13 protein-coding genes are annotated in these 13,800 nt (G+C 39.7%); all 13 read left to right on the forward strand.

Going from position 1 to position 13,800, the window contains the following annotated elements; all coding sequences use genetic code 11:
• The first annotated feature begins 92 nt into the window (after positions 1–92).
• The 13 genes from IV87_RS06460 (at position 93) to IV87_RS06520 (ending at position 13,723) form a co-directional block, all read left to right on the forward strand.
• Positions 93–1,268: an MFS transporter gene (locus tag IV87_RS06460; RefSeq protein ID WP_057806552.1), complete on the forward strand. Its 1,176-nt coding sequence runs from the start codon at positions 93–95 to the stop codon at positions 1,266–1,268.
• A gap of 120 nt (positions 1,269–1,388) precedes the next feature.
• Positions 1,389–1,847 (forward strand): glycosyl hydrolase family 8, encoded by a 459-nt coding sequence (locus IV87_RS11215; RefSeq protein WP_236698979.1) that lies wholly within the window; start codon positions 1,389–1,391, stop codon positions 1,845–1,847.
• 39 nt (positions 1,848–1,886) lie between these two features.
• Complete coding sequence (locus IV87_RS11220; protein WP_236698980.1) at positions 1,887–2,519, forward strand: hypothetical protein; 633 nt, start codon at positions 1,887–1,889, stop codon at positions 2,517–2,519.
• 278 nt (positions 2,520–2,797) lie between these two features.
• Entirely contained in the window at positions 2,798–5,005 is a 2,208-nt protein-coding gene (gene nrdD, locus IV87_RS06470) for an anaerobic ribonucleoside-triphosphate reductase (protein WP_057806554.1), read from the forward strand.
• Positions 4,950–5,531: an anaerobic ribonucleoside-triphosphate reductase activating protein gene (nrdG, locus tag IV87_RS06475; protein ID WP_057806557.1), complete on the forward strand. Its 582-nt coding sequence runs from the start codon at positions 4,950–4,952 to the stop codon at positions 5,529–5,531. The genes nrdD and nrdG overlap by 56 nt, the downstream gene beginning before the upstream one ends.
• A gap of 565 nt (positions 5,532–6,096) precedes the next feature.
• Complete coding sequence (locus IV87_RS06485) at positions 6,097–6,708, forward strand: VIT1/CCC1 transporter family protein (RefSeq protein ID WP_057806561.1); 612 nt, start codon at positions 6,097–6,099, stop codon at positions 6,706–6,708.
• Positions 6,709–6,726: 18 nt separating this feature from the next.
• Entirely contained in the window at positions 6,727–7,524 is a 798-nt protein-coding gene (gene sufC / locus IV87_RS06490; protein ID WP_057806563.1) for a Fe-S cluster assembly ATPase SufC, read from the forward strand.
• Between the two features lie 2 nt (positions 7,525–7,526).
• A complete protein-coding gene (gene sufD / locus IV87_RS06495) occupies positions 7,527–8,717 on the forward strand; it encodes a Fe-S cluster assembly protein SufD (RefSeq protein WP_162259951.1) in 1,191 nt (396 codons plus the stop codon).
• Positions 8,707–9,942, forward strand: a complete 1,236-nt coding sequence (locus tag IV87_RS06500) for a cysteine desulfurase (RefSeq protein WP_057806568.1) — start codon at positions 8,707–8,709, stop codon at positions 9,940–9,942. Before sufD ends, IV87_RS06500 begins: the two co-directional genes overlap by 11 nt.
• Positions 9,932–10,393 (forward strand): Fe-S cluster assembly sulfur transfer protein SufU, encoded by a 462-nt coding sequence (gene sufU / locus IV87_RS06505; RefSeq protein ID WP_057806570.1) that lies wholly within the window; start codon positions 9,932–9,934, stop codon positions 10,391–10,393. Before IV87_RS06500 ends, sufU begins: the two co-directional genes overlap by 11 nt.
• Positions 10,371–11,762: a Fe-S cluster assembly protein SufB gene (sufB, locus tag IV87_RS06510; RefSeq protein WP_057806572.1), complete on the forward strand. Its 1,392-nt coding sequence runs from the start codon at positions 10,371–10,373 to the stop codon at positions 11,760–11,762. Before sufU ends, sufB begins: the two co-directional genes overlap by 23 nt.
• Before the next feature lie 15 nt (positions 11,763–11,777).
• Positions 11,778–12,095 carry a metal-sulfur cluster assembly factor gene (locus IV87_RS06515; RefSeq protein WP_057806579.1) on the forward strand — a complete coding sequence of 106 codons (318 nt, stop codon included), beginning with the start codon at positions 11,778–11,780 and terminating at the stop codon, positions 12,093–12,095.
• A 668-nt stretch (positions 12,096–12,763) separates the two neighbouring features.
• The gene (locus tag IV87_RS06520; RefSeq protein ID WP_082623538.1) at positions 12,764–13,723 is read left to right on the forward strand and encodes a serine hydrolase; all 960 of its coding nucleotides are present in this window, start codon (positions 12,764–12,766) and stop codon (positions 13,721–13,723) included.
• Positions 13,724–13,800 lie beyond the last annotated feature (77 nt).

Consider the following 13,800-nt stretch of genomic DNA (forward strand, 5'->3'; position numbering starts at 1 on the left):
AGGTAACTATCTAACCAGAAAGTGCGTACTTGTGGACCAATTTGTAACCTCTATAATAAAATCTTGCGACATAATTTTTGGGAGGTTATCAAATGACAGAAAAACAAGATCAACATGCAACATTAATTCTTTGGTCACTGGCAATCAGTGCGTTTGCCATTGGGTCAACCGAATTTATTAGTGTTGGCCTGCTACCTTTGTTGGTAAGCCAATTTAAAATTTCTTTAGCCATGGCTAGTTTGACAGTTTCAGGATATGCATTTGGTGTTATGATCGGTGCACCCGTTTTGACAATTTTGACGGCGCGGTGGAATCGTCATACGTTGATGGTTGGAATTATGATAGTTTTTATACTAGGTAATTTAATAGCAGCAAGTGCGCAAAACTTTGTTTGGTTGCTATTTGGGCGCCTAATTGCGGCCGTCATTCACGGATTATTTATGTCAGTCTCTAGTGTGATTGCCGCAGATGTGGTGGCGCCGTCTAAACGAGCAAGTGCAATTGCGATGATATTTACCGGTTTAACCGTAGCAACGGTTACCGGAGTTCCTCTGGGGACTTTTATAGGTCAGCATTTTGGTTGGCGGTTCTCTTTCTTATTTTTAGCACTAATCGGGTTGGCTAGTCTCTTGGCAACTTGGATCCTAATTCCACGAAATTTACCGGTTGGCAAAGCAATTCAGTTGAAAAATATTGGCCGTTTGATTGCTGATAAGAAAATTTTATTGGCATTGTTATTAACTGTTTTTGGATACGGAAGTACCTTTACGAGTTATACGTACATTAGTCCAATTATGACGGGATTGATGCATTTTCAGGCCAGCACGGTTGTCATTATTTTAATTGTTTATGGGTTGATGGTGGCAATTGGCAACACAGTTGGTGGACGCTTTGCTAATCAAAATCCACTAACAGGGTTGTTATGGATGTTTGCCTTTTTGACTGTTGTGCAATTTTTGCTGGGGATGTTTATTAATTTTAAATGGTTAGGATTAATAATGGTATTATTTTTAGGATTGTTCGCCTTCATGAATGTTCCGGGTGAACAGTTAGTTATCGTTCAGTTGGCTGAACAAGATCATCCAGAAGATATTGGCTTAGCTTCCGCCTTAAACATTTCAGCCTTTAATATTGGTATTATGATCGGCTCAGGTTTAGGAAGTCAAATCGTGGAAACTACTGGACTAGCAATGACACCGTACGTGGGTGTATTGATGGGCGTTTTAGCTATTGGTCTGACTTGGATACTGAAACGCGTAGTTAAATAATAAAATAAATATTTTAAAAACTAACTTTTGAAAAATGCACGGAATTTAAATGTTTTTCTAACCCCTGTTTTGATTTGCCGTTATAATAAAGCCAAATGGTTAATCAAGGGGGTAAAACAGTTGAAACAAAAGAAGGTTTGGTTGGGCCTTTTAGGAATAGTGATTGTGTTTGGGATTGGGATAGCATTAGTGAATCTTAAATCGCAACCTGCTCAGGCAAAGACGAGTCAAGCGGTTATTTTGTATAATCAATGGAAAAAAGCTTATGTAGGCGGAAAAAGTCAAAAATATGTTAAAAATAACAATGGTTCCGGAGCGACCTATGCTACTTCAGAAGGTCAAGGTTATGGCATGTTGGCAACAGTTTTAGCTGCAAAAAAGGGAGCTAATACTCATACAACGTTTAATCAAATGTATGCTTATTATCGTGCACATCGAATTTCCAGTAAGGATGCTTTAATGACCTGGCGGCAGACCAGTCGTTCGGGGAAATTAAAGAGTGTCGGTTCAGAAAAAAATAGTGCAACCGATGGTGATCTTGATATTGCCTACTCCTTAATTTTAGCTGACAAAAAGTGAGGTAGTAAGAAAACTAACTACAAGGCTGCTGCGAAAACATTGTTAAAAGCGATTAAGCAACACGAAATTAATACAACAACTTACCTACCAAAAATGGGCAATTGGGTCACTAGTAGCTATGATAAGAGTAAATTGCGAACTTCTGATTTAATGACGGGTTACTTTAAGACCTTTGCGACGTATACGAAGGATGCTACTTGGAAAAAGGTGGCTAACCAAAGTCAAATTGCGGTTAAGAAATTAAGTGCACGGCATAAATCGGGATTGTTCCCTGACTTTATCAAAGTGACTGGAAAGAGTCTCAAGCTTTCAGCCTTCAAAGCCTATCAAATTGAGAGTGCACGAGATGACCAGTACGGCTATAATGCTTGTCGAGTACCGTGGCGATTGGCACAAACATACAAGATCAGTAAGGATAGTACCACTAAAAACGCGTTAAAAAAGCAGTTGAATTTCTTTAACAAACGAAAAAAGGTAACAGCTGTCTATACTTTGACTGGTAAGGCAGTTAATCGCTATACAAATACAGCGTTCACGGCACCAGTTAATTTTGCGGCGAAGACAATGAAGTATACAAGCTTACAAAAGAGAACTGCTAAACAGTTACCGAAAAAAATCGAGAAGAAAAACTACTTTTCAGCTTCACTCGAAGTCGTTACTGCACTGGAATAGTAATTAACAGAATTATGACAAGCAAATTGTTGTAATTCTTTTTTTGTCTCATAAAATGATAAGGTTTTCATGTAAATAAAAAAGTTTGTGACCTTAACAAGCGTGATACAGGGATTCTGATTAACAGATTAGAAAATTAACCAAAAAAGTAATACACAAATGGATGTAAAAGGACTACTATATATAGTATACGATTGAGATGAAATCACAACAGGTTGTGTTATTTCACTTGCTAAAACACAATAATAGATAAAATATAAAGCGGTAGGAGGTACAATATGATATCAACAATTAAAGACAAATTAGGACTATTACGGATAATTCCAGTTCAAAAACGAAATGGAGAAACAACTAAATTTCATCCATATAAATTAATGTTCAGTCTAACTAAAGTCTTATCAGATGAAACTATTCGAACGCAAATTTATGAGGGTTTATATAACCAGTTTCATGATCGAACACTCATCAAAACACGCGATATTCATGATGCTGTCCTGACGCAATTAACCAAGTATGGGTTAGATGAGGCAGCTAAAAACTATCAAAACTATTTTTTGTCTGATCAACAAAAATTTGAAGACGCCACAAATGTTCAAAAAAGAATTGAAAAGGTTTTTGAACGTGATGCTGAAGTTGTTCACGAAAATGCGAATAAGGATAGCACTATTTTCAATACTCAGCGTGATCTGGAAGCCGGAGCTGCTAGTCGGGCAATGGGACTTAAGATGTTGCCAGAGTTAGTGGCCAAGGCGCACTTGCGTGGAGATCTGCATTGGCATGATCTTGATTACTCACCAGTAACACCAGAAACAAATTGTTGTTTGATTGACTTTGATGGCATGCTTAAAAATGGATATAAGATCGGAAATGCGGAAGTGGATTCACCCCGATCAATCCAGACCGCAACGGCACAAATGGCACAGATCATTGCCAATGTGGCTTCGCTTCAATATGGTGGTTGTTCTGCTAATCGAATTGACCAACTGTTAGCACCATATGCTCAAATCAATTATCAAAAACATTTGGCGGATGCTAAAAAATGGGTTGCTGAAGATAAACAAGAAGCTTATGCAAAAACCAAGACTCGTAAGGATATTTATGACGCCATGCAAGCATTGGAATATGAAATTAACACGTTATATTCCTCACAAGGTCAAACACCATTTACCACGGTTAACTTTGGTTTAGGGACAAGTTGGATTGAACGAGAAATTCAAAAATCTATTTTAGAAATTCGAATCAAGGGATTAGGAACGGAGCATCGAACGGCAATTTTTCCTAAACTTATTTTTACATTAAAACGTGGTTTGAATTTACGACCCACTGACCCAAATTACGATATTAAACAGTTGGCAGTTGAATGTTCAACCAAACGAATGTATCCGGATCTATTGATGTACGACAAAATTAAAGAGCTAACCGGTAGTTTTAAAACACCAATGGGTTGCCGATCCTTCTTGCAGGGTTGGAAAGATGAAAATGGTAAAGAGGTTAATTCCGGGCGGATGAATTTAGGTGTTGTCACACTCAATTTGCCACGACTAGCCTTATCTGCAAATGGAGATAAAAAACTATTCTGGGAAATTTTTGATGAGCGAATGAATTTGTGTCATCAAGCGCTAGCCTATCGAATTGAACGCACAAAAGAAGCACAGCCTAAAAATGCACCACTACTATACATGTATGGGGCGTTTGGCAAACGATTACCGGCAGATGGTAATGTTGATGACTTGTTTAAAAATCAACGAGCGACAGTTTCGTTGGGCTACATTGGATTGTATGAGGTTTGTACCGTATTTTATGGTGAAAACTGGGAACATAATGCCGAGGCACATGCATTTGCAGAAAAGGTTGTTCAACAAATGCGTCAAAAGTGTGATGAATGGGCACAAGCAAGTGGTTATCATTATAGTCTGTATTCCACACCAGCTGAGTCATTGACGGATACATTTTGTCGTGATGACACTGCAAAATTTGGCAAGGTTGCCAATGTGACAGATAAAGAATATTACACAAATAGTTTTCACTATGATGTGCGTAAGCATCCCACACCGTTTGAAAAATTAAGTTTTGAGCAGGATTTTCCTAAGTATGCTTCAGGTGGTTTTATTCATTACTGTGAATATCCGAATTTAACTCAGAATCCCAAGGCTTTGGAGGCTGTTTGGGATTGGGCGTATGACCATGTAGGGTATTTAGGAACGAATACATCAATTGATAAATGTTATAAATGTGGCTTTAAGGGTGAATTTAAGGCAACCGCCCGTGGTTTCCAATGTCCACAATGTGGCAATCATGATCCACAGTATTGCGATGTGGTTAAGCGAACTTGTGGTTATCTTGGAAATCCACAACAACGACCAATGGTTCATGGACGACACGTGGAAATTGCGTCAAGAAGAAAGAATTTAACGACGGAGATGATAAAAAATGCCGCAAAAAACGCACGGTCCAAACAATCCGACTCCGAAAGAGTGGTTGGCTAAAGATCTGAGCCTGCAGTATGTTGCTGATTATAAGGCGTTTAACTTTGTCGATGGTGAAGGTGTGCGCTGCAGTTTGTATGTCAGCGGCTGTCCGTTTCATTGCCCGGGTTGTTATAATGTGGCGGCTCAGAATTTCCATTATGGAAAGCCGTATACGCAGGAGTTAGAGGATCAGATTATTGAGGATTTGAGTCAAGATTATGTGCAAGGATTGACTTTGCTGGGTGGCGAGCCGTTTTTGAACACGCAGGTTTGTTTGAAAATTTGTAAACGGGTGCGTAAGGAATTCGGTCATAGTAAGGATATCTGGTCTTGGTCGGGGTATACCTGGGATGAGTTGTTGAAGGATTCTGATGATAAGTTGGAGATGTTGTCGTTGATAGATATTTTGGTGGATGGTCGTTTTTTGGAGGAGCAAAAGGATTTGACGTTGCAATTTCGAGGAAGTGCGAACCAAAGAATTATTGATGTGCCGAAGTCATTGGCGTCAAAAAAAGTAGTGATTTGGGACGGATTGGTGCATTAATAAAAAAAGAGTGCTCAGGAGAACGTTTAGCTTCTGAGCATAGCCTAGGTACGCCAATGATTCGGGTTAGGAATCGTTGGTGTACCGTAGCTAAGCGGAGGAAGCTGTTCTCCTGAGCACGTTTCGACTATAAGGGTAGGAAGTGATCTACCTAAATGATTTGTACCTGGAATCGTTGAAATACCGTAGCTACTATTTCACGTTAAGGAAGCTTATTAGCAAACTTCGCTAGTAACCATTGATGTTCCATATGATGTCCATTCTTGTGACGCCAACCCACGCCGCAAGAACTGGCACTATTCCACGTTAGGGAAAATCATTAGCAAAATTCGTTAATAACCATTGATGTTCCATACGATGTCCATTCTTGTGGCGGAAGCCATTCTCCTGAGCACGTTCCACCTACAAAGGTATTGCACCAAAAATTTCAAAGAGGCACTCATAAGTTTTACAGAATTTGATATGCATGAAGTTTTGGAAAACCAAATTTTCATGCATATTTTATCTAAAGATTACGTAAATGATGCAGGGTATGAAGAAGTCAGCTTAAGTATTGGAGAGAAATATGTTAGAAATTCATAAATTAATTACAACAAAAAAATTTCATTTTTGGGACAGTCTGAACGTCACCCGTGCCGGTATCTTGGGGGCCAATGATGGCATTATTTCAGTTTCCGGTATCGTTTTAGGGGCAGCGGCCGCTAATTTAAATAGCTACACTTTATTTATTAGCGGTGTTTCCGGCATGCTTGCGGGTGCCTGCTCGATGGCTGGCGGTGAATTTATTTCGGTAAGTGCCCAAAAAGAAGTGCAATTAAATCGATTAAGTTTACAAGCGGAAGCAAGTACGGTTTATAAAACATCTAGTCTCTACAAAACAAAAATTAGAGAAGTTGACATTTTAAATCCCATTCATGCCGCAACGGCGTCCTTCTTTTCGTTTTTATGTGGCGCACTCATTCCATTACTGGCGATCAGTTTATCTTCCAGTCAGTGGCGAGTAGTAAACACTGCACTGGCCATGATGGCTGCGCTTTCAATTAACGCAATTATTGGGTATCGAAAAGCAGAAACACCAGTTTATAAAGCCGTATTACGTAATGTCGCGGTTGGTGTGTTTACCACGTTGGTCACTTATTTGATTGGAACTTTATTGGGAGTAGCAGTTTCAGCGTAAAAGTAAGGAGTAACAACTATGGAAACTTTAGAAATTAAAGATTTACATGTTTCGGTTAAAGATGAAGATACACAAAAAAATAAAGAAATTTTAACAGGGGTTAATTTGATAATGCATACTGGCGAAGTTCACGCCATTATGGGACCCAACGGAACGGGAAAATCGACCCTGTCTGAAACTATTATGGGCAACCCACATTATCATGTGACACAAGGAGACATCTTGCTGAACAATCACAGTTTATTGAACGAACCCGTAGATGCACGTGCTCGGGCAGGCCTGTTTTTAGCAATGCAATATCCAGCTGAAATTAAAGGAATTACTAATATGGAATTTCTGCGTGCCGCAATTAATGCACGGCGTCCGGAAGATCAACCCATTCCCATTAAGGATTTTTTGAGTCAACTTGATGCAGCACTTGAAATTCTTAATATGACAAGTGATATGGCCGAACGCTATTTGAACGAAGGATTTTCCGGTGGTGAACGTAAACGAAATGAAATTCTGCAGTTACTGATGATTAAACCCACGTTTGCCATTTTAGATGAGTTGGATTCTGGTCTAGATATTGATGCCTTACAGGTGGTTTCTAAAGGAGTTACGCACGTTATTGGACCTAATTTTGGAACTTTAATGATCACGCATTATAAACGAATTTTGAAATACATTCATCCCGATAAAGTGCACGTTATGATGGGCGGTCGCATTGTCAAAACTGGGGATGCTTTGTTGGCCGATCGCCTAGAAGAGGAAGGTTATTCAGGATTACGGGATGAATTAGGTATTCATGTTGATTTGGTAGACTCGGAGGTTTGATGATGGATGGAACAACGATCGAATCACAATTAACGCCTTTTTTATTTCCAAATGAACCGGATTGGTTCACAGATATTCGTCGTGCAGCACTGAAAAACAGGCGCATAACCAAAGATCCACGGTTTGCAAAGGTGAATTATATCAATTGGAATTTAGGCGAATTACCCGAAGTAAATCAAGTAGCTCAATTGGATCATGACGATCAAAGTACGAAAGATTACATTTTGTGTTCGTTATCAGTAGCTTTAACCAAATACGAAGACTTAGTAAAAAAGTATTTTATGCAGCAGGCTTTAACAAAATTATCTGATCGCCTAATTAGTTTTAGTACTGCATTTGTCAATTCTGGAAATTTTTTATACATTCCAGAAAATACAAAGTTAACCACACCAATTTTTATGAATCATATTGCTGATAGCGCTCAAAATGAAGAGATCAGTCATAATCTTATTGTGATTGACGAAGGTGCTCAGGTAACAATCTGTTTGGAAAATGAACAGGCTCAAGCTAGCGGTAAAATTCATCGTATTTCGGAGATTATCCTAGCGCCGAATAGTCACCTGAATTTAATCAACGTGGATGTCTTTGCGGCCGATACAGATGTTTATGTCAATCGACAGGCATCAGTAGGTGAAAATGCTAAGTTGGATTGGTCAATTGGCTCATTTAGCGATGGTAATGTGGTGGCTGAAATGAATGCAGAACTAGTTGGTCGTCACGCGCAAGCAACCATTAATAATGGGGCAATTACGTCTGGAAAACAGACGCAGGGTATGAACACACGGGTGACTAATTTTGCACCACATTCAATTGGCAAAATTAGTCAACGAGGAGTGATCCTCGATCAATCGCGCCTAGTTTTTAATGGCATCGGCAAAATTATTCACGGTGCTCACGGAACGATTGCACAACAAGAAAATCGCGTGTTGATGTTATCGGATCAAGCAAGTGGTGATGCTAATCCAATTTTGTTGATTGACGAAAATGATGTCGTCGCAGGTCATGCGGCTAGTGTTGGACGCCTTGATAAAAAGCAATTGTATTATTTAATGAGCCGAGGATTGCCAAAAGAGGCTGCTAAAAAATTAGTGGTTCGCGGATTTATTGGTACTTTTGCAAAAGAAATTGCCGATCAACGTGTGCGAGAAAATTTTCAAAAAATATTAGAAAGAAAGTTGACTGATGGCGAATAAATTCGAAACGATAGCTAAAGACTTTCCGATTCTTTCCCGAAGAGTTAATAGTGAACCCTTGCTGTATTTAGATAATGCGGCCACTTCACAAACACCGAATCAAGTTTTAGAGCGCATTTCCGATTTTTATCAAACGTCCAATGCCAACGTCCATCGCGGTGTTTACACTTTAGCAAACGAAGCAACTGAAGCCTATGAACAGGTTCGTGAAAAAGTGGCGGCATTTATTCATGCACCAAATGCAAAATCAATTGTCTACACGCGTTCAACGACGGAAAGTCTTAATTTGATTGCCAGCAGTTTTGGTGATTTGGTCGTGAATCAAGATGATGAAATTCTAATCACTATTATGGAACATCATAGTAACTTAATCCCTTGGCAGCAACTTGCCAAAAGAACACATGCTAAGCTGCGGTATGTGATGTTGACTGATGATCAAACTTTAGATCTACAGGATTTTCGAAAAAAGTTAAATGAACACACCAAAATCGTATCCGTTGCGCAAACGAGTAATGTCTTGGGCGTCACAAATCCGATTAAACTAATCGCCAAGTTAGCACATGAAAAACATGCTTATGTGGTGGTTGATGCCGCTCAATCAGTAGCACATCAGAAAATTGATGTGCAAGATTTAAACGTTGATTTTTTAGCCTTTTCTGGACATAAAATGTTGGGACCAACTGGCATTGGTGTTTTGTTTGGTAAACCAGAATTACTCAAGGTGATGCCGCCAATTCAATTTGGCGGTGAAATGATTGAAAATGTGACGCAAACGCAAGCTAAATGGCAACAAGCTCCGTGGAAGTTTGAAGCGGGGACACCCAATATCGGTGGGGTGATTGGACTAGGTGCCGCTATTGATTATTTGAAGGCTATTGGGATGCCTTGGATTGAAGCCACAGAGCGTGAATTAATTGAGCGGTTACTTCCCGAGTTGGAACAGGTTGCCGGATTGACGATCTATGGTCCGCAAAACGTGGTTCAACATAATGGCATTGTGGCGTTCAATCTAAAAAATCTCCATCCACATGATGTGGCGACTGGTTTAGACATGTTGGGTGTCGAAGTTCGGGCTGGTCACCATTGCGCACAACCCCTAATGACGACACTCGGCGTTGAGGCAACAGTGCGGGCTAGTCTGAGTTTTTATAACTCGCTGACTGATATGGATCGGTTTGTTTATGCGGTGAAAATGGTAAAGGAGTTCTTTGATCGTGAGTCTTAATAAACTGAATCAACTTTATCGAGCGGTTGTGCTGGACCATGCCAGTCATCCTCATCATAAAAATGACCTGGCGGATGCCACACAAAGTATTGAATTACATAACATTTCCTGTGGCGATGATATTCGTGTATTTGTCAAAATAACAACTAATAAGGTGGAAAAAATCTCCTTCACTGGCAATGGTTGTACGATTTCTCAGGCTTCAGCTAGTATGATGACAGATGCCTTAACTGGCGTTCCCATTACAAAAGCGCTTGAAGAATGTGATGCTTTTTTTCAACTAACGATGGGACAAACGGTGCCAACAACTACTCAAAATGATTTAGGGGATGCAGCTATTTTAGGAAGTTTGGCCGCGTTTCCGGCACGAATAAAGTGCGCAACTTTAGCATGGCATGCGGCTAAGACTGCACTGGGAGGAGAAGAAAATGAGTACAACAACTTCGAGTGATTATGAGTATGGATTTCATGATGATGTGACCCCGGTATTTTCTACTGGTAAAGGTTTAAACGAAGAGATTATTCGTCAAATTTCAGCAGAGAAAAATGAACCGCAGTGGATGCTGGACTATCGATTGAACGCCTATAAAATTTATAAAAAATTACCGATGCCTAAATTTGGTCCTAGGTTAGATGACCTAGATTTGGAGAATATGCTTTATTATCAAAAGGCAACGGATAAAAAGTATCGTGATTGGAATGATGTACCAACCACGATTAAAAAAACATTTGATCGTTTAGGGGTTCCCCAAGCCGAAAGACAATATTTGGCGGGATCCTCGGCACAATATGAATCAGAAGCAGTTTATCACAATATGCGTGAAACGTTTGCAAAACAAGGAATCATTTTTACAGATACAGATACGGCACTGCAAAAATATCCAGAACTTTTCAGAAAATGGTTTGGTAAATTGATCAAACCTACGAATAATAAGTTTGCGGCCTTGAATGCGGCAGTTTGGTCGGGAGGCACTTTTCTTTATGTTCCCAAAGGCGTACAAACGCAAATTCCGGTTCAGGCATACTTTCGAATTAATGCCGCTAACTCTGGTCAGTTTGAACGCACTTTAATTATTGTGGATGAAGGTGGTCAAATTGATTATGTCGAAGGGTGCACGGCACCGAAATACGATACTGATAGTTTGCATGCAGCGGTTGTTGAAGTCAATGTGTTGAAAGATGCGTATTGTCGATATACCACTATTCAAAATTGGTCAACAAATGTTTATAGTTTGGAAACTAAACGGGCACAAGCATTAGAAAATGCCACGATGGAGTGGGTCGATGGCAATTTGGGTTCCAAAACGACGATGAAGTACCCATCTGTTTATTTAAATGGAAGAGGGGCACGTGGCACAATGTTATCAATTGCTGTGGCGGGACATCATGTGGATCAAGATACGGGTGCCCAAATGATGCATAACGCTCCGGATACGTCATCATCAATTGTTTCTAAGTCGATTGCTAAAGATGGTGGCATTGTGGATTACCGGGGTAATGTTAAGTTTGCGCGGGATTCGGCGGGATCGTTTGCCCACGTTGAATGCGATACGATTATTATGGATGATGATTCTTCGAGTGATACGATTCCGTATAATGAAATTTTGAATAGTAATGTGTCAATGGAGCATGAGGCAAAGGTTTCAAAGATTTCGGAGGAACAGCTTTACTATTTGATGAGTAGAGGAATATCGGAGCGTAAGGCGACGGAGATGATTGTAATGGGTTTTGTGGAACCATTTACGAAAAAGTTGCCGATGGAATATGCGGTGGAATTGAATCGATTGATTAGTTTGGAGATGGAAGGCGCGATTGGTTAGGAGGGTGAGTTAGGAATGGCTGCAGAGGATAGTGATTTTAAGGAGAAGGGATTTCAGATTTTGTCGAAGGTGATTGATCCGGAAATTGGGGTCGATTTGGTGGGATTAGGTTTGATTTACGATGTGCAGGTAGATGAAAAGGGATTGTGTACGGTGACAATGACGTTGACGATGATGGGATGCCCGTTGACGGATGTGTTGAATGATGCGATTACGGAGGCGTTGATGGCGGCCGATGAGGTGAAGAAGGTAAGGATAGATTTGGTGTGGGAGCCGATTTGGACGATTGATAGGATGAGTAGGGAGGCAAGGGTGAGATTGGGAATGATGTAAAAAAGAGTGCCCAAAAGGACGGTTAACTTTCGAGCATTAGCCTAGATAACTGAATGATTCGGGCTTGGAATCGTTTAGTTATCGTAGCTACTATTCCACGTTAAGGAAGATTATTAGCAAAATTCGCTAATAATCAATGATGTTCCATACGATGACCATTCTTGTGGCGGAAGTTCACATCGCAAGAACTGGCAAGCGGAGAAAGCTGTCCTTTTTGGCACGTTTCGGCTATAAAGGTAGGAGGTGATCTAACTGAATGATTCTTTTTTGGAATCGTTTAGTTATCGTAGCTACTATTCCACTCTAAGGAAGATTATTAGCAAAATTCGCTAATAATCAATGATGTTCCATACGATGACCATTCTTGTGGCGGAAGTTCACACCGCAAGAACTGGCAAGCGGAGAAAGCTGTTCTTTTTGGCACGTTTCGGCTATAAAGTTAGAAAAGTGATCTATCGAAATAATCAAATAATCCAACGATCCACCCTAAAACCCACAACCCATTCCCAACATTTTACGAATGTAACGAAACATTAATATTAAGCTTTAAAAAGCCGGTACAAAAGGGACAAATTTAGTAGTATTTTTGAGAATGTACATAAACGAATGTGTAGCTGTTGTTTAGGGGGAAGCAAAATCAGGCTGCACTAATATAAGGATTGAAATTAATGAGAAATAATAAAAAACCAAGCATAAATAGAATCATCTTTAAGGCGTTTCCATGGGTCATGGGAATCCTCTTAATTCTATTGGTTTATATCAAAATAAATTCTGGAAGTGCGCAGTCCAATTCTAATGCGGCCAGCAATAGTAGCTCGGCGCAGTCAGAATCTACTTCACAAACTTCTCAAGTCGTTAAAAAACGACGAAAAATAAAATCTGAATTACAAAGCTATTTGAAAGAAGTTACTAAAGATGGCACAACTAGTGTTAGTTTTTATAATCTTGGGGCTTCTAAAAAAGATGCCAAGAAAATTAAGAATGCAGCGGTCTATAAAGAAGGTAGCTTAACAACCGAATCAAATGCACATACACCGGAAGTAGCTGCCAGCACTTTCAAATTATTTATCAGTGCATTCTTGATGAATCAAAAGCTTAAGGGTCAATTTAGTTGGACAGCGACTAATACGAATGGATTTTATCAAATGATTGTGAATAGTGATAATACCTACGCGGATGCCAAACTCCAAAGCTATGGGATGTCAACGGCCAATCAGTTTGTTAAAAATCAAGGATGGTACAATCCGGTATTCCAAGAAACTAAAGTGGCAACCACCACAAGTCACAGTTTGATGCTCTTATTGGAAAAACTAAGTCAAGCTCAGGGACCCTTTAAAAATAGTAGTGATCAACAAAAGATTCTGGGCTTAATGAGTAAACAAATTTATCGAACGGGTATTCCAGCTGGAGCTAGTTCAGCACAGAGTGGAACTAAAGTAGCTGATAAGGTTGGCTTTTTAAACGATACGAACAATGATGCCGGTATCGTGACATTGCCCAATGGTGAACGTTACATTTTAGTTGTGATGACGCATGGTCATGACCAGAGCGGATTTAGTGGTTTTCCAAAGATCGCCAAAATCACTAAAAAGGTGCAGACAATTGTGTACGGGTCAGATTCAAAATAAACGTCAATAAAATAAGAGGATCTCGAAACTAGTTTAATTGGCTCTTTGTCAAACATCCTAAAGTAAGAGGTATCAAG

Origin of the sequence: Pediococcus ethanolidurans, assembly GCF_001437405.1 — a bacterium.
In the GTDB taxonomy this organism is placed as follows: domain Bacteria; phylum Bacillota; class Bacilli; order Lactobacillales; family Lactobacillaceae; genus Pediococcus; species Pediococcus ethanolidurans.

Excerpts from the sequence above, each read along its gene's own strand:
- IV87_RS06515 (WP_057806579.1), top strand. The coding sequence starts at position 11,778 with ATGGCTGCAGAGGATAGTGATTTTAAGGAGAAGGGATTTCAGATTTTG.
- IV87_RS06500 (WP_057806568.1), top strand. The coding sequence starts at position 8,707 with ATGGCGAATAAATTCGAAACGATAGCTAAAGACTTTCCGATTCTTTCC.
- IV87_RS06460 (WP_057806552.1), top strand. The coding sequence starts at position 93 with ATGACAGAAAAACAAGATCAACATGCAACATTAATTCTTTGGTCACTG.
- sufB (WP_057806572.1), top strand. The coding sequence starts at position 10,371 with ATGAGTACAACAACTTCGAGTGATTATGAGTATGGATTTCATGATGAT.
- sufC (WP_057806563.1), top strand. The coding sequence starts at position 6,727 with ATGGAAACTTTAGAAATTAAAGATTTACATGTTTCGGTTAAAGATGAA.
- sufD (WP_162259951.1), top strand. The coding sequence starts at position 7,527 with ATGGATGGAACAACGATCGAATCACAATTAACGCCTTTTTTATTTCCA.
- IV87_RS06485 (WP_057806561.1), top strand. The coding sequence starts at position 6,097 with ATGTTAGAAATTCATAAATTAATTACAACAAAAAAATTTCATTTTTGG.
- nrdD (WP_057806554.1), top strand. The coding sequence starts at position 2,798 with ATGATATCAACAATTAAAGACAAATTAGGACTATTACGGATAATTCCA.
- nrdG (WP_057806557.1), top strand. The coding sequence starts at position 4,950 with ATGCCGCAAAAAACGCACGGTCCAAACAATCCGACTCCGAAAGAGTGG.
- IV87_RS06520 (WP_082623538.1), top strand. The coding sequence starts at position 12,764 with ATGAGAAATAATAAAAAACCAAGCATAAATAGAATCATCTTTAAGGCG.